The 22345-nt window shown below is 32.7% G+C and carries 15 protein-coding genes; 11 read left to right on the top strand and 4 right to left on the bottom strand.

The features are described from left to right. Window positions 1-46 precede the first annotated feature (46 nt). From QBK95_RS02625 to QBK95_RS02615, 3 genes are all read left to right on the top strand, one after another. Window positions 47-3481 (top strand): methylmalonyl-CoA mutase family protein, encoded by a 3435-nt coding sequence (locus tag QBK95_RS02625; RefSeq protein ID WP_280930261.1) that lies wholly within the window; start codon window positions 47-49, stop codon window positions 3479-3481. Window positions 3482-3574: 93 nt separating this feature from the next. Beyond that, window positions 3575-4891 (top strand): amidohydrolase family protein, encoded by a 1317-nt coding sequence (locus QBK95_RS02620; RefSeq protein WP_280930259.1) that lies wholly within the window; start codon window positions 3575-3577, stop codon window positions 4889-4891. Continuing rightward, window positions 4888-6072, top strand: coding sequence for an alpha/beta hydrolase (locus QBK95_RS02615; RefSeq protein ID WP_280930256.1), 1185 nt, complete (start codon window positions 4888-4890; stop codon window positions 6070-6072). Before QBK95_RS02620 ends, QBK95_RS02615 begins: the two co-directional genes overlap by 4 nt. A gap of 5 nt (window positions 6073-6077) precedes the next feature. Here the strand turns inward: QBK95_RS02615 and QBK95_RS02610 are convergent, their stop codons facing one another. Further along, complete coding sequence (locus QBK95_RS02610; protein ID WP_348637315.1) at window positions 6078-6377, bottom strand: hypothetical protein; 300 nt, start codon at window positions 6375-6377, stop codon at window positions 6078-6080. Window positions 6378-6572: 195 nt separating this feature from the next. Between QBK95_RS02610 and QBK95_RS02605 the strand changes: the two genes are divergently transcribed. The 5 genes from QBK95_RS02605 (at window position 6573) to QBK95_RS02585 (ending at window position 12427) form a co-directional block, all read left to right on the top strand. Then, on the top strand, window positions 6573-7022 hold the full coding sequence (locus tag QBK95_RS02605; RefSeq protein ID WP_445012615.1) for an Lrp/AsnC family transcriptional regulator: 450 nt from the start codon (window positions 6573-6575) through the stop codon (window positions 7020-7022). Window positions 7023-7046: 24 nt separating this feature from the next. Then, window positions 7047-8192, top strand: a complete 1146-nt coding sequence (locus QBK95_RS02600; protein WP_280930253.1) for a helix-turn-helix transcriptional regulator — start codon at window positions 7047-7049, stop codon at window positions 8190-8192. Between the two features lie 103 nt (window positions 8193-8295). After that, entirely contained in the window at window positions 8296-9894 is a 1599-nt protein-coding gene (locus QBK95_RS02595) for an alanine/glycine:cation symporter family protein (RefSeq protein WP_280930251.1), read from the top strand. A gap of 211 nt (window positions 9895-10105) precedes the next feature. Further along, window positions 10106-10924: a mechanosensitive ion channel family protein gene (locus QBK95_RS02590; RefSeq protein WP_280930249.1), complete on the top strand. Its 819-nt coding sequence runs from the start codon at window positions 10106-10108 to the stop codon at window positions 10922-10924. Between the two features lie 162 nt (window positions 10925-11086). Next, window positions 11087-12427, top strand: a complete 1341-nt coding sequence (locus QBK95_RS02585; protein WP_280930247.1) for a hypothetical protein — start codon at window positions 11087-11089, stop codon at window positions 12425-12427. Window positions 12428-13134: 707 nt separating this feature from the next. On the opposite strand, the gene QBK95_RS02580 is transcribed toward QBK95_RS02585, so the two are convergent. Together QBK95_RS02580 and QBK95_RS02575 are read right to left on the bottom strand one after the other, a co-directional pair. Continuing rightward, a complete protein-coding gene (locus QBK95_RS02580) occupies window positions 13135-13899 on the bottom strand; it encodes a DJ-1/PfpI family protein (protein WP_280930245.1) in 765 nt (254 codons plus the stop codon). 22 nt (window positions 13900-13921) lie between these two features. Further along, complete coding sequence (locus QBK95_RS02575; RefSeq protein WP_280930243.1) at window positions 13922-15139, bottom strand: MFS transporter; 1218 nt, start codon at window positions 15137-15139, stop codon at window positions 13922-13924. 130 nt (window positions 15140-15269) lie between these two features. Here QBK95_RS02575 and QBK95_RS02570 point away from each other — a divergent pair, with 130 nt between their 5' ends. Beyond that, complete coding sequence (locus tag QBK95_RS02570; protein ID WP_280930241.1) at window positions 15270-15884, top strand: DUF1684 domain-containing protein; 615 nt, start codon at window positions 15270-15272, stop codon at window positions 15882-15884. A 69-nt stretch (window positions 15885-15953) separates the two neighbouring features. Here the strand turns inward: QBK95_RS02570 and QBK95_RS02565 are convergent, their stop codons facing one another. Then, window positions 15954-17054 carry a porin gene (locus tag QBK95_RS02565; protein WP_280930239.1) on the bottom strand — a complete coding sequence of 367 codons (1101 nt, stop codon included), beginning with the start codon at window positions 17052-17054 and terminating at the stop codon, window positions 15954-15956. Between the two features lie 767 nt (window positions 17055-17821). Here QBK95_RS02565 and QBK95_RS02560 point away from each other — a divergent pair. Both QBK95_RS02560 and QBK95_RS02555 read left to right on the top strand, forming a co-directional pair. Continuing rightward, a complete protein-coding gene (locus QBK95_RS02560) occupies window positions 17822-20836 on the top strand; it encodes a SusC/RagA family TonB-linked outer membrane protein (RefSeq protein ID WP_280930237.1) in 3015 nt (1004 codons plus the stop codon). Window positions 20837-20848: 12 nt separating this feature from the next. Continuing rightward, window positions 20849-22345: a RagB/SusD family nutrient uptake outer membrane protein gene (locus QBK95_RS02555; protein WP_280930235.1), complete on the top strand. Its 1497-nt coding sequence runs from the start codon at window positions 20849-20851 to the stop codon at window positions 22343-22345.

Genomic DNA, 22345 nt, shown 5'->3' with positions numbered 1-22345 from the left:
TGCATATTTCGTAAATTAGCACCTCGAAAAACATCTTTTATTGTCAATGGAACAAATTGCACCTTATAAACCCAAAAATAAAGTTAGAATTGTTACTGCAGCATCATTATTTGATGGGCACGATGCGGCTATTAATATTATGCGTCGTATTATTCAATCTACTGGAGTAGAAGTAATACACTTAGGTCATGATAGAAGTGTTGAAGAAGTTGTGAATTGCGCAATTCAGGAAGACGCCAATGCGATAGCTATGACTTCCTATCAAGGTGGTCATAATGAGTATTTTAAGTACATGTATGATTTACTAAAAGAAAAGGGAGCAACTCATATCAAAATATTTGGAGGTGGAGGAGGAGTAATCCTTCCCGAAGAAATTAAGGAGTTAATGGATTACGGAATTACTCGTATCTATTCTCCAGATGATGGTAGGTCCTTGGGGTTACAAGGAATGATTAATGATTTAGTAGAGCAATCTGATTTTCCAATAGGTGATAACCTTAACGGAGAAGCAGAGCATCTTGTGGAAAAAGAAATTGGAGCCATTGCCCGAGTTATTTCTGCAGCAGAAAATTTTCCTGAGATAGCAAAAGATACTCTAGATCAAATTCATGAAAAAAATAAAACCTCTAAGACCCCAGTTCTTGGGATTACAGGAACGGGTGGTGCTGGAAAATCTTCATTAGTTGATGAGCTTGTTCGTAGATTCTTGATAGATTTCCCGAACAAGACCATTGGATTGATCTCTGTAGATCCATCTAAGCGAAAAACTGGAGGAGCCTTGTTAGGGGATCGTATTCGTATGAATGCTATCAACTCTCCTAGAGTATATATGCGCTCATTGGCAACAAGGCAATCTAACCTTGCTTTATCTAAATATGTTGCAGAAGCGATTGAAGTATTAAAAGCTGCAGAATTTGACCTTATTATTTTGGAAACTTCAGGTATAGGTCAATCAGATACTGAAATTCTTGAGCATAGTGATACGTCTTTATATGTGATGACTCCAGAATTCGGAGCTGCAACACAACTTGAAAAGATAGATATGCTAGATTTTGCAGATTTAGTAGCGATCAATAAGTTTGACAAAAGAGGTTCTCTTGATGCATTAAGAGATGTAAAAAAACAATATATGCGTAATCATCAGTTATGGGATATTCCTCAAGATGATTTACCAGTATACGGAACAATTGCTTCGCAATTCAACGATCCAGGAATGAATACACTCTATAAAGCCATTATGGATAAGGTTGTAGAGAAAACAGGAGCTGATCTTTCTTCAGATTTTCATATTTCTAAAGAAATGTCTGAAAAAATATTCGTAATTCCACCTAGTAGAACCAGGTATTTATCCGAAATCTCTGAAAACAACAGAGCTTATGATAAAACGGCCTACGCACAGGTAGAAGTTGCTCAGAAATTATATGGTGTATACAAAACTATTTGTAGTGTTGCTAACTTAGATTTTTTAGACTTATCTAAAAATGGTATTGATGAAGAGAGTCTAAGAAAAGCTAAGAACAGTGATAATGAAGATTTTTTAAAGTTATTGTTAGCCGAGTTTGATAGAATCAAATTGAATCTAGATCCTTATAATTGGGAAGTAATTATAGGATGGGCGGCAAAAGTTCAAAAATATAAAGACCCTATTTATTCTTTTAAAGTTAGGGATAAAGAAATTAAAATAGAAACACATACTGAGTCACTTTCTCATAGTCAAATTCCTAAAGTAGCACTACCTAAATATCAAGCTTGGGGAGATATCTTACAATGGTGTCTGCAAGAAAATGTTCCAGGAGAGTTTCCTTTTGCATCAGGATTGTATCCTTTTAAACGTACAGGAGAAGATCCTACAAGAATGTTTGCTGGAGAAGGAGGTCCAGAACGAACTAATAGACGTTTTCATTATGTGAGTTTAGGGATGCCAGCAAAACGTTTATCTACGGCTTTTGATTCTGTAACTCTTTATGGAAATGATCCAGATCATAGACCTGATATATATGGTAAAATAGGAAATGCAGGAGTATCTATTTGCTGTCTTGATGATGCCAAAAAACTATATTCTGGTTTTGACCTTACTCATGCAATGACATCTGTTAGTATGACTATAAATGGTCCTGCTCCGATGTTGTTAGGGTTTTTTATGAATGCTGCGATTGATCAAAACTGTGAAAAATACATTAAAGAAAATGGTCTAGAAACTGAAGTAGAAGCTAAGATCAAAAAAATATACAAAGAAAAAGGAATTACACGACCAGCATATCAGGGAGATCTTCCAGAAGGTAATGATGGGTTAGGATTGATGCTATTGGGAGTGACAGGTGATCAAGTGTTACCTGCAGATGTATATACAGAAATAAAAGCAACGACATTAAATACAGTTCGTGGAACAGTACAAGCAGATATTTTAAAAGAAGATCAAGCGCAGAATACATGTATTTTCTCTACAGAATTTGCACTGCGATTGATGGGAGATGTACAAGAATATTTTATTGAAAAACAAGTTAGAAACTTTTATTCGGTTTCTATTTCTGGATATCATATAGCAGAAGCTGGAGCTAATCCTATTACACAATTAGCACTTACATTGGCTAATGGATTTACCTATGTAGAATACTATTTAAGTCGTGGAATGGATATCAATAAGTTTGGACCAAACTTATCGTTTTTCTTCTCTAACGGAATTGATCCAGAATATGCTGTAATTGGTCGAGTAGCTCGTAAAATATGGGCAAAAGCGCTAAAAAATAAATATGGCGCAAATGCCAGAGCGCAAATGCTTAAGTATCACATACAGACATCAGGTCGTTCATTACACGCTCAAGAAATTGATTTTAATGATATTCGTACAACCTTACAAGCATTATATGCGATATATGATAATTGTAATTCATTACATACAAATGCGTATGATGAAGCGATCACCACTCCAACAGAAGAGTCTGTGCGTAGAGCGATGGCAATACAGTTAATTATCAATAAAGAATTAGGATTGGCTAAAAACGAAAATCCAATCCAAGGATCATTTATTATTGAAGAATTAACTGATTTGGTAGAAGAAGCTGTATTGACAGAATTTGATAGAATTACTGAGCGAGGAGGTGTATTAGGAGCTATGGAAACTATGTATCAAAGAAGCAAAATACAAGAAGAAAGTTTGTATTATGAAACCTTAAAACATACAGGAGAGTTCCCAATTATTGGTGTAAACACTTTTTTAAGCTCAAAAGGATCTCCAACAGTAACTCCTGGAGAAGTAATTCGTGCAACAGAAGAAGAGAAACAATATCAAATCACAATGCTGAATGAATTGCATAAAGGTAATGTAGATGCAACTTCTGAATTACTAAAAGATTTACAGTATAAAGCAATCAATAATCAAAACATTTTTGAAGCATTGATGGAGGTTTGTAAGAAATGTTCTTTAGGTCAGATTACGTCATCTTTATTTGAAGTAGGAGGTCAGTATCGAAGAAATATGTAAAATAACTACATAGAAATACTTGAAATCCCGTTTTTAAAAACGGGATTTTTCGTTTCTAACAGTTTTTCTATCTTTAGAGAAACACAACTCATCATGAAAAGAATACTTCTAACCTTGCTTATTTGTAGTAGTACTTTTGGGCAACAAAACTCATTAAAAGCATTAGTCGGAGGAACGTTAATTGATGGTTTTGGTGCAACTCCTATAAAAAACAGCGTCATTATTATAGAGAATGACAAAATCAAGGCGGTAGGTACAACTAAAACCTTAAAAGTTCCCGCAAATGCAGAGGTGATTTCTACAGAGGGAATGTCCGTGTTACCAGGATTATGGGATATGCATGTACATACTATGATCAATGGTCATGCAGATTATTCATATTGGGATAAAACATATCCTCCATTACTGGAAAATGTTATTATGCCTTCGTCTGCAGAACAATTATTTACTAGTGCAAGAGATCTTGGAGCTCCTCTTAAAGAAAGTATTTCGGTTAGAGATCGCATTAATAATGATGAAATACCTGGTGCTACGTTGTACGTTTCAGGACCGTTTATTCAAAAGAAACCTTATCCAGGAACCGAAGCTTTTCGTTGGGGAATCAATGGAGTAGAAGATGCAAAGAAGAAAATTAAAAAATTAGCTGATGCAGGTGTAGATTGCGTAAAACTAATCGATCAGGATCAAATGACTGCAGCAGAGTTACAAGCTGTAGTTGATACAGCCCATAAATACAACTTAAAAGTGGTTGCTCACGGACATCGCCCTCAAGAAATAAAAGCAGGACTTAAAGCAAATGTAGATTGTTTTGAACATACAGGCTTATCATCAGCTCCCAGATATCCCGATGATGTAATGAAAGCCATACAAGAACGAACTGCACAAATGAATCTTGGCCCATTATTTTGGTGTCCCACAGTAGAAGGTTTGTATAATTATGAATATGTAAGAGATCATGGAGAACATCTGGATAATGATTCGTGGCATCGAGGATTACACGATACGATCGTAGCAGATATAAAAAACAGCTTTGCACATAAAGATCGTTTACCTTATTTTCAATTAACACCGTTACGAAAACCAACATTAGAAACTAAAATTAAACAATTAATGGAAGCAGGAGTAGTGCTTATGATAGGGACAGATAGTGGTATCCCCATGAAATTTCATAGTCAGTCTACTTGGAATGAATTGGATGTCTGGGTCAATGAGTTTGGGATTGATCCCATGTATGCAATAAAAGCAGCTACCTATTGGCCATCAGTTTGGATGGGAGTATCTGATAAGGTAGGTACAGTGACAGAAGGGAAATATGCAGATATTATTGCAGTAAAAGGTGATGTGCTGCGTCATATTAGTCTGTTGCAAAATGTGGATATGGTGATTAAACATGGAAAAAAATATAAATGATTTTACGACAAATAATAATGCTTTGTATTTGTGCAACAACTTTTGCGCAAACATATGAATCTGGAAAAATTGTAGATTCTATTTCTGTATCGGGAATGACGGATGAAACATTTGCATTGTATCTACCTAAATCGTTTGATCCGAATATAGTATCTCCAGTGGTTTTTGTTTTTGATCCAGGAGCTGAAGGTAAAAGAGGAATTACTCAATTTATTAAAGCATCAGAAACCTATGGATATATCTTAGTCTGCTCTAATAATACTAAAAATGGTCCATACGATCGTAATTTTGAAATCACGAATCGATTATTCGAATTTGTCTTTGCTAATTTTAAGATTAAGCAAAATGAAGTATACTTATCAGGGTTTTCAGGTGGGTCACGACTAGCTTCAGCTATTGCAGTATTGACTGATCAAATCGCTGGAGTTATAGGTTGCGGAGCTGGTTTTTCTTTAGAACAATCTCATATCCCAACTACTCAAAGATTTGTTTACGCAGGTGTTTGTGGAAACAGAGATATGAATTATCAGGAAATGATCAGGGCAAAGGGATATTTACAGAAATTAAATTTTACAAATACTTTGATTACTTACGATGGAACACATAGCTGGACTCCTTCGGATCAGATTCTAAAAGCATTCGATTGGTTAGAAATTCAGTTACATATTAAAGAGGTTAAGGTCAAAGAAACTTCAGAGATTTATAAAAGTTATCAGAAGATGTATAATCTTGCATTAAAGGCTGAAAGAGAAGAAGATTTGTTAGTAGCAGTAGAAAATTATGAACGTACACTTACTACATATAATTCTTTTTATCGTTTAGATAGTATAAAAAATAAGCTTACAGAAATCCATAATAGTAAAGCATATAAAAATGTGCTGAAATCAGTATCCAAAGCCTTTGATAAGGAGAATGAACTAACCAAAATGTTTACGAAACGTCTTTTTGAGGATTATAAGAATCCTGATAAGATTAATGTGAAATGGTGGCAAAAAGAATTATCCAAATTAGAAAAATTTGAGGATGAGGATATAGAAATGAAAAAAATGTTAGAACGGTTACGTTTTCAAATCTTCGCTATAGCCCATTCTATGAATAACCCTAATTTGTATACTTCTAATGAAAAACAAAAAGAATTGACATATCTAATTCGTAAGCTTGTCTATCCAGAATTTAAATAAAGATATTACAGAGACATCATCCAACTACGTTGTAATCTCTTAAATTTTTTGAGTTCTTTACGCAAGAGTTTTATAAAGTCTTTACCATTACTTTCAGAACGTTCCAGTCTTTCGCAGTTTTTATATAATTTGTTAGTTAGAGACTCCAACGAAATGGCGTGTTTAATGCGATCATTCTGAAAAGGTTGATTTTCTGCCTTAATAATTTCTGGAACCAAAGAATCTGACTGTTTAACAATATCTCCAGTAAAGTAAATAAATGGATTTTCGTTTCCATTTTTTTCTAATGGAGAAAGATCGTGCACAAGATATTTAGAAATACTCTTCGATAATATCAATATTTCGAGAGCCTTCTTGTACAGAATTTTATTTTTAGGGCTTTGTTCCATTGCTATTCCAAAAATAAGAGTATTTATAAGGATATTACTTTTTAGTTTAAGGTATAATTGTTAATTTGCTTTAAAAAATAATGTATAATTCTTTTTTTACTTAAAATAGTTATGGATGTAACAAACTGGAAAATTCTTCACCTATTACAGCAAAATGCCAGATCATCTAATGCAGAAATTGGAAGGAAAGTTGGGTTAAGTTCTCCCGCAGTTGCTGAGCGAATTAAAAAAATGGAGGATTATGGGATTATAGAAGGGTATACAGCAAAGGTTTCTTATGCCAAAACAGGATATCAGTTAAAGGCAATTATAACATTAAGAGCTTTTATGGGACGATTGAAACCTTTCTTGTCAAAAATTTCAGGATTTAATGAAGTCTTAAATTGTTATCGAATTACTGGTAATGAAAATATAATTATGGAAGTGGTATTACAGGATCAATCACATCTTCAGAGTTTTATAGATAGGCTTATTACTTATGGAGAAGTTAAAACACACATTATTTTATCTAATGTGGTAGAGAATAACCCAATTCTGGATAGAAGAGAATTAATAAAATAGAATATATACTATCTTTAGAATATTATGTACGCTACCTTAGAACATTATGTAACAGCAATAGTATGCCTAATTACTGCTTTTGTAATTCATCGAATATATTACAAAGAAAAAATAAAGAACCAGTTTTCGATATCAATTATTGGGATTAAATGGTTTGGTTTTGCAATTTTTTTGTGGGGTTTTGGAGCATTTATTAATATAATTTTAGTGCAGCTAATGGAGATAAAAACAACAGACAAAGTTGTTATTTATTTGGGAGTACTAATCTCGCTAGCGAATTCTCTTAGTATTCTACTTTCTTTACCTTCAATTGAGCATCATAAGGAGCGTAACATTATGGTTAGAATGGTACAACGTTTTTCTGAAAAAGAATTTATTACTCTTTTTAGTGGTGTACTTATAATGATTGCTTTTGTTTTTATTGTCACTTCATATAGTAATACAGAGATTAGCAATAATTTTATTTGGCTAATTGATATTCCAATTTCTTTGATTGTAGCATTTGCATTACTCAATGAACTGAATAAAGCATTTGCAAATCGAAATATGAAATTCATGGTATTTCCTTGTTTTGTTTTATTTATACTAATTGTGGTTGCGGTTACCCATCGAATTATTCCTCAGGATAAGGTGTTAGAATTTATGGATCAGAAATTTTGGGGTTTATTAGGAGTAATTACGGGTTTATCGTTTAAGTTTTTATTTATTTTATTGTTCTCTATACTTTTATACAGTTGGAAGTTTCTTTCTGAAAAAGAGCTAAAACAAACAGAGTTAGAAGTGCTATTACAGGAAAAATCTGAATTATTAAGTACTCAGGAAAAACTTAAGATAGCTAACGAAAGTCATTTAGATACAATTTCTTCATTACAAAAACGAATACAAGAAAAAGATATTAAAATTGATTCTTTGAAAGAATCTACCCGAATAGTGTTATCAGATAGGCAAAAGGAAGTGCTAGGTAATCTAGGAGTTTGCGGCACTAATAAATCCTATACAGAAATTGCTGATGAAATGAATATTAGCGTAGATGGTTTCCAGACTCATATCTATCAAATTAAAAAAGTGCTTAAAATTAGTGGAGCAGATGGAAAAGAACAGCTTATAGCATTCGCTAAAAACAACCAACTGTTACAATATGCTAGTATACAATGTGATAATACTGATTAAGCATATACTTAAGCATTCTGATTTTTAAATTTCATCACTGCGTAACCTTTTGTTATAATTCCTTTTACCTAATCTTCGTCTGAAAATCATAACAAAAAAACAGATGAAGAAAACAATAGTAAGCTGCATTACTTTTTTTGCATACACCTATGTTAATGCTCAGGAAGCATATCAAGAATCTTTAGATCAACGTATCAATGATGGATTTAAAAATGCAACAGATTGGTTTGTAGATGCGATTTTTGAAGAAATTCCGATAACATCTGAAGTTGGAATTCCTTGGGTTTTGGTTGTTTTATTATTAGGAGCTTCTTATTTTACTATATACTTTAAAGGGATAAATATTAGGAGCTTTTTAACATCAATTCGTATCGTTAGGGGTAAATATGATGATCTAGAGGAGTCCGACACTCTAGAGGTTTCAGAAAATGTTCATACTACAGAAGGAGATTTACCAGATACAATCAGAATAGAAGGAGGTGATGGAGAAGTAAGTCATTTTCAGGCTTTAACTGCAGCTTTATCAGCAACAGTTGGGTTAGGAAATGTGGCAGGTGTTGCAATTGCATTATCTATTGGTGGACCAGGAGCTACTTTCTGGATGATTTTAGTAGGATTTCTAGGTATGGCTTCGAAGTTTGTAGAGTGTACATTAGGTGTAGCATATAGAGAAATTGATGAACATGGAACTGTATATGGTGGACCAATGTATTATTTGAGTAAAGGCTTAAAAGAAAGAGGATTTGGTGGTTTAGGAAAGGTGTTGGCAATTATTTTTGCTATTATGTGTGTTGGAGGATCTTTTGGCGGAGGAAATATGTTTCAGGCGAATCAGGCATTTAAATTGTTTGAACATGTGACTGGAGCCGAAAATAGTTTTATTCATGAAAAAGGATGGTTGTTTGGTTTGATTATGGCAATTTTTGTGGCCATTGTTATTATTGGAGGAATTAAAAAAATAGCAAAGGTTACCGATAAGATTGTTCCTTCCATGGTTGTGGTGTATGTAGTAGCTGTAATTACGGTAATAACGATTAATTACAAGATAATACCTGAAGCTATACTTGCTATTGTTGATGGCGCTTTTAGTGCAGAAGGAATAAGCGGAGGAATAGTAGGGGTTATGATTCAGGGCTTTAGAAGAGCAGCTTTTTCTAATGAAGCTGGGATTGGATCTGCTTCTATAGCACACGCAGCAGTAAAGACTAAATATGCAGCTAGTGAAGGGTTGGTAGCATTGCTAGAGCCGTTTATAGATACTGTGGTGATTTGTACTATGACTGCAATGGTTTTAATTATCACTGGACAGATTGAAGTTGGAGCTCAGATATCAGATGAGCAAGGAGTATTGCTTACAGCTAGCGCGTTAGAAAGTGGTATTTCTTGGTTCCCATATGTTTTAAGTGTGGCAGTCATTCTTTTTGCTTTTTCATCCATGATTTCCTGGTCTTATTATGGGTATCAAGCTTGGTCTTATTTGTTTGGAAGAGAAAAATACGTAGCGTACATATATAAAACTATATTTTGCATCTGTGTAATTATAGGATCCGCAGCGAGTTTAACAGCAGTTACAGATTTTTCTGATGCAATGATTTTTTCAATGCTTGTACCTAATATGATAGGGTTATTTATAATGGCTCCAAGAGTGGCAAAAGAACTTAAGAAATATAGAGAAGCAATCTCTAAAAATACTTTTCTATAATTGATTAATTAATTCATTTTGGCATAAGATTTGATACTATATAAGTGTATAGAATTTATCTGCATCTTGTGTGAGGACATTAGGTTAGAAACTAAAGATAGTACGGGAAAAAGATAGGAAAAACGCTCAATTTAAACGTTGAGCGTTTTTTTATAGATATGATTTAAGAATGCTTTTCTTTTCCTATTTTTAGGTGCAATAAAACATATATATGGATAAAATACAGGAATATTTAGAGATTGGTATTGATAAAATAGTCTTTTTTGCTCCAAGAATTATTGGTGCAGCGTTAATACTTTGGATTGGATTCAAGGTCATTAAAAGAATACTGAAATTGATAGATACTGCATTAAAGCGGATGAATATTTCTGATACGATGCGTCCGTTTCTTAGTTCTATTATTTCGGTATTGTTAAAAATTGCGATTCTTTTTATTGTGATTTCTATATTAGGTGCTGATCTATCTGGTTTTGTAGCAATTCTTGCGGCAATTAGTTTTGCTGTTGGGCTTTCACTTCAAGGAAGTTTAGGAAATTTCGCTTCAGGGATTTTAATTATGTTTCTGAAACCATATCAAATTGATGATTGGATACAGGTTGGAGAATCTTTTGGAAAAGTTCAGGAGATAGGCATTTTTAATACAATAGTAACAACTCCAGGAAATAAAGTTTTAATTATCCCTAATGCTAAGATCACTGATGATGTAGTTGCAAATTATTCTAAGAAAGGATTGATTAGATTAGAAATAGGAGTTACGATGCCCTATAATGAAGACTTTCCTAAAGTCAAAAAAATTATTGAAGATACCTTAAATCCTATAGAAAAGATATTAGATACCCCAGTTCCTGAAATAGGAATAGAAAATTTTGATTCTCATAATATTTTAATCGCGGTAAGACCTTATGTGAAACCTGATGATTTTTGGGAAGTGACCTTTGTAGCTCATCAAGAGATCAAAAGAGCTTTTAGCGAACATAATATAAAAGTAGCATATTCTGAAGGAGTAGAGTTAGGAAGTATTGGAGTATAGTATTCATTACTATTGTTTTTAATGCTGCAATAAAAGGTGTTTTTTGTGACGTTATTTTTTAACCAAAATTGAATTGATGTGATATTACATTTGATTAGAACTGTTTTGTTAAGTACATTTTTGTGCACAATTGCACAATCATATGGTCAAGAAAGGCTAAGATTGAAAAAAGGTGTAGTCATTGATTCTTTAAGTATTCCCTCTAAAGAAGGAAGTAATTATAGCATATACTTGCCCAAATCTTTTGATTTAAGTAAAACTTGGCCAATACTTTTTGGATTTGATTCTACAGGCAATGCGAATGCCATCACTACACTGTTTAGTAAGGCTGCAGAAGAATTAAACTATGTTGTAGTAGTTGCCGATTTTCCCGAAAAATCAAACATTAATGATAAATCGGATTATGTACCGTTAATTATGGAACATATTTTTTCTCTTTTGCCAATTCATAATAGAAGAATTTATGTAACAGGTATCGGTGAGGATGCGACACTAAATAGTTTGTTACCTATTATATATAAAGAGTTTAATGGTGTAATCGCAATAAATAACACTTACTATTATAACGAATCTGTTAAGGTAAGAAAAGACTTCTCTTATATAGGAGTAGTACATGATAAAAATTTTAGGTATCAATATTTTTTGAATACAAAAAAGTACTTAAAAAGGAAATCTGTACCTACAGATATATATGTCTATGATAAAAATGAAGCCCTTCCATTACAAAGTCTAATGAAAAAAGCTTTGTTATCTTTTACATTACAAGATATGTTAAAAGGTAAAATACTAACAGATTCTACTTGGGTAAAACAAGCATATGAAAAAGACCTTAGAGAAGTAGAATTATTAGAAAAGAAAAAAGCCTACTTACATGCATATGATGAGTTAACAAGAATAAGGAATAAATATCATTTATTTTTTGAGACTGATTTTTTAAAAGAAGAACAAAAAAGAATTAAGAAGCTCAGTGTGTATAAAAAAGAAAAAAGATTAAGATCAAAATATCATAATAGAGAAGGGTTTCTACGAGAGACATTGTTTTTGTCTTTAGAAGAGGATGTTGAGTTTAGTCAATATGAGAATTTAGGTTGGTGGCAATATCGAATGAATGAATTAGATACGCTAATAGTATCGAATGAAAAATATGCCACTAATATGGCTTTTAGAATAAAAGGATACCTCAAAAACCTTATTAAAGAATATAAAAAAGAAGATAAGACTAAAGAAGAACAAGTATTGGATCAAAAAATATTTTTAAATGTTTTGAGTACAATAGTGGATAAAGAAGATTTCGAATCGTATCGAAATGTTATTTCTTTTAGTGCGATGGATCAAGATTATGAAACAGCACTTTTTTACTTAGAAAAAATGTTACAGCATGGATTTAAGGACATAGAACAACTGTATGTAATAGAAGGTACATTGGCATTAAAATTATCTAAAGAGTATAATGAACTAATTAAAAAGTATTTAGGCACCTCTAAATACCACTCTTTTGAATAACCTTTTGGATTAGATTTTGTGTATTTTAACGGGTTTAATTAACACTTAATCGTTATTTTGTTAATAACTTTTTGTTTTACTACCGTTTTGGTACAGAAATTAATATATCTTTATAACTATAAAAAAGTATGTAATGTGTGTTCATTAAAATAAGATTTCAAGAAATATGACGATATGGTTTTGAAATTTTTTTTGGAATACACATTGGGATAAATTAAGTGTGAGGATATTAGTCTAAAGACCCCAAATCTAATAACTAAAGAGAGTACGTAATTTACCCATAAGCAAAAGTGATCTTACCTAAGATCACTTTTCTTTTTTTATAAAACCTCAAAATCAGGAATTCATAGATATATTCACGGGACATTTTTAGTCTTTATTCTCTTTAAAATGTTAAAAAACACACTATTTTGTGTATTTCATCGAATATTTATGTTTTTTAACGTGATTATTTTTGGATTAACAGTTTTTTTACAATATCTTTACTACAACTTAAAAACACTTTGATGTATGGCCAGAATTAACATTTTAACCTGTGTGACGATACAGATTTAAAATTTTAGTTTGGAATACGTCGGGGCTCATTAGGTGTGAGGACATTAGTCTGAAAGACCCCAAATCTGGAAGCTAAAGAGAGTACGTGATTTGCCCTAAAATTGAAAAAAGCGTTCTGTAAAAGGAACGCTTTTTATATGTATAATGTTTTGTTACTTTTCAGAAATAATCAAATGAGGAACTTCTTCAAGGTTCCAGTCAATAACAAGACCTCTTGCAAGCGATCTTGCTATTTCTGCTCCATATAAATACTCGCACAGATATAAAGCCGCCTCAAAACTTTTAGCACCACCAGCAGAGGTAATATATTTACCATCATGAACAAATAAAACGTCTTTTCTAATATCTAAACCAGGAAACATAGTACGCATCTTGTCTATATCACTAGGAAAAGTAGTCGAAACAACATTGTTTAATATTCCTGCTTTAGCAAGCACAAAGGCACCATCGCAATGAGAAGTCATATATGTGGCAGATTTATCGACCGTTTTTACAAAGTTTATCATAACATCATCTTCTAGGTCTGAATCTAAATGATGTTCAGCACTTGGTACAACCAGAATATCAATTTTTGGTAAAGAATCTTTTGTGTAATTATAATCTGGGATGATCTTTACTCCTTCAAATGTTGTAATAGGCGCATCTGTATTGGCAACAGTAAAAACATTCATCTGCTTGATGTTTTCACGATATTGCGTATGCTGGAAAATGTCAAAAGGTGCAGTAAATTCAGTATTGTAGGTGCCATCCATAATTAAGAAAGCCACGTTGTAACGGTTAGGCTCTAATTTTGGAAATGTTTTTTTCTTTTCAGCTGTGTTAACTTGTTCAGCTGTATTTACAATAGATTTTTCTGTTTTCTTTTCTTTACAACCAAAAACAATTATGGTTATAATAATGAGGCATAGATGTTTCATATGATGATTTCTTAAAAATGTGTTACAAAAGTACAGCTGTTTCTTTGTTGATTTGTCGTTTTACAAGAAACAATAAAAATGTTCCAATAGCTGCAATTCCTGCCATAAATAACCATGCATTATGGTAACCATATATATTGATAAATTGCATTCCAGAATTATGACCTAGGATATGTGCTACCGAAAAAGACATGCTATACAATCCCATATAGGCACCTTGCCTTCCCTTTTTTGATCGATCTAATGCAAAAGCGTTTCCAAAAGGAAAAGAAATCATTTCGCCAATTGTTGCGACAATCATCCCAATAATAACAATACCTGCCCAAGGAGTGATTAACAGTAAAATAAAACTAATTCCTGTAAGAATAAAACCACTGATTACATTTCCGAGTTTAGAAAGAGATGTTGATTCCAGATAGGCAATTAAAGGCATTTCAAAAACAAAAATTAATGCTCCATTCAATGCCAATATCAATCCTATATTTTTTTCTGATAATAGGTGCACCTCTTTGTAGTATAATGGTATTGTAGAAAAATATTGCACAAAAATAAATCCAAATAAAGTCAATGCGATTAGAAAAAGAATGTAAATTCCGTCACTGTGAGCTGGAGTAGGGTTATCTACTACAATTTCTTTATCAATAATTCTGGCTTTTTTAGGATGTAATGTTTTAATCATAATGAAACCAGCGATAACACAAGTAATTCCATCAACCCAAAACAATCCAGAATAACCAATCGTAGCGATGATTAATCCTCCTAATGCTGGTCCCATAGAGAATCCTAAATTTATTGCTAATCGGATAAAGGTTAAAGATCTGGTTTTATTTTCGGGTTTGCTATAGGCACTAAGTGCAACAAAAAAAGCTGGTCGAGCAGCATCAGCAATAGCTATAAGTACAAAAAAACTAATGCAAATACTCCAAAAACTGGTAAAGTATTGAACTATAAAGAATGATATTCCTGTTAGAAATAACGATCCCAGTATTACTTTATAATAACCAATCTGATCACTTAATTTACCACCAATCCATGCGCCAAGCAAAGAACCAAGCCCAAAACTTGTCATTACCCAACCAATTTGGCTTAGAGAAAAACATAAATCATCAGAAAGGTATAAAGATAAAAATGGGATTACCATTGCTCCCATCCTGTTAATCAATGTGATAAGTGCTAACCACCAAACCTCTTTGGAAAGACCTGAAAAAGTATCAATATAATTAAGTAGAAGTTTCTTCAATTTTAAAGAGGTTGGTTGTTTAATAACCCGCAAAAGTAACTGTTTGTCTAAAAATTATATACAATTTTAGAGAATATTAACTTGTTTATTACTAATGCTTTGTACTTTTGCAAAAAAAAAATAAGGGGACGTGTATAGATTATCTTTTTTATTAATTCTATTTTTTAGTAATGTAATTGCGCAAGATTCTACTGCGATTCATAGAGTTTTGGTATTCCAAGAGGAACTTAATAGAGATTTTGCTTCTGAAGAAGAATCACCATTAACTCCGAAGGATTTTAAAGAATTTAAAGAATTAGAATTTTTTGACATTGATACTACTTATAGTGTTTTAGCTTCCTTTGTGCGTACACCATATGAGACGCCTTTTATTATGAAAACGACAACCAATCGTGAACCGATTTATGTAAAGTATGGTGAGGCTCATTTTGTACTTCAGGAGAAAGAATGGGTTTTGAATATATATCAGAACCAAGGCTTAAAAACACAACCAGAATATAAAGATTATTTGTTCTTACCATTTACAGATTTGACTAATGGAGAAACTAGTTATGGAGGTGGACGTTTTATGGATCTTAAAATTCCAGAAGGAGATACTATTGTGATTGACTTTAACACAGCCTATAATCCATATTGCGCATATAGTGCAAGATATTCTTGCCCTATTCCACCAGAAGAGAATCATTTGGAGTTAGAGATTCCAGTTGGTGTTAAGAAATATAAGAAACACGAAGAAAATAAATAAAAAAGCGTTCTGAATCTATCAGAACGCTTTTGGCATAAACAAACAATATATTAAACGTATCGTAATATATTAGAATTTATAGATTGCTCCCAGAACAAAAGAAGAAAGACTTTTTGTAGCTTCTCCATCATTATCTAAGAAGAAATCCTCGGATGTAGTGTCTAATCTCAATTCAGGTTTTAGTGTTAGATTACCGATATCGTAACTTCCAGTAAGTGTAGCTGCAATAACGCTACCGTCACCTTCTCCATCAAGACCAACTACTCCTGTTAAACCGTTATTAAATACAGAGAAATATTCTCCTCTTAATCCTAAGGTGAATTTTTCTGTAGCTTTAAGTTGTGGGTATAATGCAATACCATAGAATCCCGAAGCATCAGCATCTCCTTGGTCTTCTGTTGTTAAGTAAGTTGCATTAACACCTAGATAAAACTTGTCTGCAAGATCCCATCCAGTAGTAAGATCGGCTTGAAATGTTGGGCCAACAAGTCCTGGTTCACCTTCGTTTCCATATCTAAAATTTAGATATGCACTACCATTGTCGGCAGAGTATCCTAATTGAGCTCCAAAAATATAAGTATCAAAAGGGTTGTTTTCTGTGTAGTCGGTAGGATTCATAACCGCTATCATAGCTGACCATTTTTCGCTAAGCGCAAAATCTGCCTTAAGTCCTGTATGAGAAAAAGGCCCATATGAGAACATATATGAAGTTGAATAATTAAAGTTTCCTACTGGAGAAATTACTTCATAACCAAGAAAGGTGTTGAAATTACCAAAAGTAAGTTTGAATTTTTCGGTTACATTCCAGTATGCATATAATTGATTTACAATTTGAGCAGAACCATCAGAATTAAAGACAGCGTCTTCACCTCTTTGGCCATATACAAGATCTGCTACAAATCCTACTTTTTCTCCTTCATAACCAAGAATTACGTTAGCCATTCCCAAAGCGAAACCAGATTGATTTGCAAAAGAAGTAGCTGGTGCGGTAGAGTTGTCATTTTGTGCTCCAAAATTATATCTAAAATACCCATCTACTGATCCACTAACAGAAAAGTTATCGAACCATTTTTTTTCTTCTTCTTCCTGCGCAATTGAAGCGAAACTAATTAGAGCTAAAGAAAAAAGAGATACTTTTTTAAAAAGATTTGTTACGGTTTTTGTTTTCATAATAAACATTAATTGGTATTAATTTGTTTTTAATTGGTGCTGTAAAATTATGTTAAAACGATTTTACCCCAATAAAAAAAGGGGTATAACGCATCATTTTTATGTATTTTTTATTTTAACCCCCTAAAAAATTAGGCATTGATGGTTATAAGGTTAAATTTTAGGAATTTGAAAGTGCGTTTTCTAACTTTTTAACTTTTTTATGGAAACTTTAAAAATGAAAGTAAAATCCTTAACCATTTTCAGAATAATAAAAACACTAAAGAATAAAACAAAAAGGTTAGATGTATTTAATAATTCTATACACCAACATCCTGTTATTACATTAATAAAGTAATAGGATATAAATAAGAGCCTTGAAGTATACTTATTTATAAAAACTCTCTTCTTGATCATTAGCGATACTTGACTAAGAGTTCTATGTAATACCTATAATTATATATAGAATAGAGTAAATCAATTGAATGTTTGTATTAATAATTTCAAAAATCATTCGAAATAACCAATCTAGGTTTAATAAGTCTTGAATGATTAACTATCCGTTTTTTATCCCACACAAAAGAAAATAAAGAAAGATTGTAGGCATTTTTTTTATCTGGATATAAAGTGAATTTAAGAAAGAATAGATATTAAGAAGTGCAGAGAAGCAGGTCTTTATATTATTCTATCTGATTGCAATATGATCTTACCCAATACCCTAATCATCGTTTGATTTATAAATAATATATAACAATTTCACTGCTGAAATAATTATCTAAACAGAAGGTATGAAAACAAAAAATGTTAGTTTGTCAGTACTATTACTGATACTTGTGACACATTTCACTTATGCACAAGAAAGATCCATTTCTGGTAATGTATCGTCATCATTAGATGATGCACCATTACCAGGTGTTAATGTTGTTATTAAAAATACAACAAACGGAGTTCAAACGGATTTTGATGGTAATTACACTATCAGGGCATCTAAAGGACAAACGATAGTATTTTCATATATAGGTATGAAAAATACTGAAGTGATTATAGGCGATAGCGCAACAATTAATGTGAAGATGGAAGAAGACCTTTCCACATTACAGGAAGTTGTTATTGAAGGGTACCGAACTAGGCCAAAAGCTAAATCGACGATAGCTTCAGTTACCATTACAGCAGAATCTATTGAAGGTAGATCTAATGCAAGTACTATCCAAAGTTTGGCAGGTCAAGTGGCTGGTTTGGATATTTCTACAGCAGATGGACAGCCTGGAGCTAATTCTTTAGTTCAGATAAGGGGTGTTAGTTCCATAAATGGAAATACAGAACCCTTATTTTTAATGGATGGGATTCCAATTAATGAAGATAATTTCAGAAGTTTAAATCCCAATGATATCGAATCTATATCCGTTATTAAGGATGCTGCGGGAACTTCAATATTTGGTAGTAGAGGAGCTAATGGAGTTGTTGTTATAAAAACGAAAAAAGGAACTGTAGGTTCTGGTCTAAAGGTCAGATATACAGGAATTCAAAGTTTTGCAACATTACAAGGGCATGATTACAATTTACTGTCAACTCCTGAGTATTTGAGATTAGAACGGGATCGTAACGTAGGAAGAGGAGGAACAGGTGGTGTTAATGGAGGACCTTTAACAGATGCTGAGATTGCTGAACAACCAGAAACAGATTGGCTTGATTACTTTTTAAGAACCGCCTTGACCGTAAATCATAATATTTCTTTTAGTAAAGGTGGTGAAAGATCATCATCCTTTACATCACTAGGATACTTTGATCAAGAAGGAATATTAAGAAATACAAACTTAAAACGTTTCAATTTTAGAAATAACGTAAGTGGGACTTCACGAAATGATAAATTTAATTATTCCTCAAATTTTACTGCAAATTACTCTAAAAGTGATATTGCTGGTGATGTAGGAAGTACTGCGGTCAATAGAAATCCATTTTACGGAGCTAATTCATCATTACCTTATTTTACTCCAGAAGATTATCCTGGTGGTGCGGTTCTTGCTCAGGATTTTAGACTGGCAAATACTCCTTTATATATTATTGATAGGCTGTTAACGTATGATCGTCTAGAAGAAGAAGTGAAAATTATTGCAGGATTTTCTGCCGACTATAAAATATTTAATGATTTAACCGCTAAAATCAATTTTGGAGGAGATTATGAAAACATTATATTCTCTCAATCCGAAGGTCCAAATTCTAGAAATTCACTTCGTTTTGCCCAAAACGGAAATACAACTCCTGGATTTCAAGATCAACAAACAACACGAAATTTTGCATTCAATAGTACGGTATCTTTAAATTACAATAAAATTTTAGGTCAACACACTATTGATGCTAGTGCTTTTGTAGATTACTTTAAAGCACATTTTCGCACATTCGGATTTAGAGCAAATGGTTTAAATCCAAGAACTTTTTTTCCTGGAGATGGCAGTGGTTTTGTAGATGATAATGGAGATAATGATTTCTTTGTAGATCAAGCAAATTCTAATAGATTAGATGCAGGTCTATTTTCTTATTTTGGTAATGTAGATTATGATTATGATACTAGATATGGTATTTCTGCTACAGTAAGACGTGATGCGTCTTATAGATTTTCTACTACAAACAGATGGGGTACATTCTATTCGGTTGGTGCACGATGGAATATTTCTAATGAAAATTTTATGGAATATTCTGTATTCAATGATTTAAAGTTAAGACTGTCTTATGGTACTACAGGTAATCAAAGAATAACGGGTAATACATATTTTTCTGGAGGAGATTTACCTTTTTCTTTCTTTGGGACTGGTCAAGGCTATGCTGGTACAAATGCTATCTTTTCAAATCAAATAGGAGTTAATACTTTAAAATGGGAAGAAGTGACACAAGCTAATATTGGTTTAGATTTTGGACTTTTTAATAGCAGACTTAGAGGTAGTGTTGATTTTTATAGAAAAAAGACGAAAGATTTATTTCAATCATTACCAATTACTTTGATTAATGGTCAAGGGACCGTAGATGCCAATGTTGGTGATTTAACCAATACAGGTGTAGATTGGAATCTTTCTTACGACCTTATTAAAGGTAATGACTTAAAAGTAACACTAAACTTTTTAGGGAACTATAATAAAAATGAGTTAGCCAATTTACCATCAGAAACAGGAGAAATTCTAGGTATTGGTAGAAACGGAGGAAGAATCTTTGAAATCAAAACAGTGCGTTATGCTGGTGTAAGTCCTGCTACAGGTAATTTATTGTTTTTGGATGTTAATGGCGATTTAACTGAGAATCCCAATTTTGATAGAGATGCAGTATGGACAGGAAAAAATAATACTCCTGATGCTTCTGGTAATTTTGGGTTTGACATAAATTATAAAGGTTTTTATTTGACTACTCAATGGAATTATGTAATTGGGGTTGATCGATTTGATTTTGATTATGCTGGTTTCATAGACAGAGATCTTATTGGTGATTTTCAATTATCAGGTGATATTCTTAATGCCTGGACACCAGATAACCGCATAACAGATATTCCTAGTTTAGATGCTACAAATTTGGATGTCGCTTCGGATAGATTTTTAAGAACCTCTGATTATTTAAGACTTCGATTTTTAAATGTAGGATATGTTTTTCCACAAAAATTCTTAAAAGGAACCAGAATTGACAGGATAAAAATATTTGGAACTGCTGAAAATTTATTCACATTTTCAGAATGGAGAGGGTATGATGCAGAGGCTCGTTTTGGTACAAGAACCTACCCAACACCAAGAATATTATCATTCGGAATTGAATTAGGATTATAAAAAAATATAAAAATGAAAACATTAAGATTTATACTTATACTATGTTTAGCATTTCTTTCTAGTTGTGAAGATGCTATAGATATTCAACAAGTAGGAAGGATCACTCCAGAAGTAGCTTTTCAGAGTTTAGAAGATTTGTCGGATGGATTAAGCGGTGTATACATTGCATACGATGCCGTACAGGATATAGCATTTTCAGCAGTATTTACGGATGAGGTTTCTATTGGGGTTGAAAGTGGAGGACAAGGATTAGTAGATTATACATTTCAACTAGATGCCACTTCTAATGCTGCAGATTCGTTCTGGTCAAGAGGTTATTTTGAAATAAATAGAGTGAATAGATTGATCGCAGGAGCAGAGTTTGTTACACCAGAAACCGATGAACAGGAAGAATATGATAATATATTAGGACAAGCTTATGCATTGAGAGCATTTTCTCACTTTAAATTATTGACGTATTATTCTACCGACCTTACGGATGATAATGCATTAGGAGTTATTGCTGTAGATTTTGTGCCAGGAATTGATCAGAAGTTACTTAGGAATACAAATGGTGAAGTTTTTGCTTTGATTGAATCTGATTTAAATACTGCAGAGAATTTATTGAGTACGCAGTCTAGTTCAATATTTGTATCCAAAGATTTCATAACAGCTTTGAGAGCAAGAATGGCGGCATATCGTCAACAATATACTGCTGCAGCTTCATATGCAAACCAACTTTTAGCGACTTACCCTCTTGCAGATCAAGGACAATACTTTAATATGTATCTAGATACAGATGTTAGTGAGATTATATTTAAATTAGAACGAACTGTTGGTGATGCTTATGATCGTCAAGGTACATCAGGCCTTGTTTCTTCTACTGGATGGGCAGGTGGGCGATTCGCTTTTACTAATGCTACAATTGATGGAGGACCCTATTTCGAAATGGGTAGATCCTTATTTAATTTACTAGATACAGGAGATATTAGGTTTAATGTGAACATTTCACCGAGCTCTATAATATCTCCAGATTATCAAAATGCTACGGATTTTGTGAATGAAGATGTATTGGTTATTAATAAGTATCAAGGATCTGACAATCAGCCGTTAATGAACGATTTAAAAATATTTAGATCTTCAGAAATGGTGTTAATATTGGCAGAAGCAAGCGCTAATGATGGAAATATTAATGGTGCTAGTAACTCTACAGCTGCATATATAAAGCAATTACGAGATGCTAGATTTGGAAGTGATCAAACCTTACCAGTATATGCAAATCAAACAGAGGCCTTTGCCGCTATTTTGAATGAAAGACGAATAGAGTTTGCTTTTGAAGGTCATAGATATCTTGATTTAAAGAGATTAGGCGAACGTGCTGGTCAAGGAATATCAAAAGACCCATTGGATTGCGAGTTTAATGGAGCATGTACATTGCCAGTTACTGATCATAGATTTACATTACCAATTCCACTTAGAGAGCTAAATGCGAACCCAGGTTTGCGTGCACAACAAAATCCAGGGTATTAA

Source organism: Aquimarina mycalae, assembly GCF_029906345.1.
Taxonomy (GTDB): domain Bacteria; phylum Bacteroidota; class Bacteroidia; order Flavobacteriales; family Flavobacteriaceae; genus Aquimarina.
Note: the sequence above shows the minus strand (reverse complement) of the source record. Positions and strands in the feature narration are given on the sequence as shown.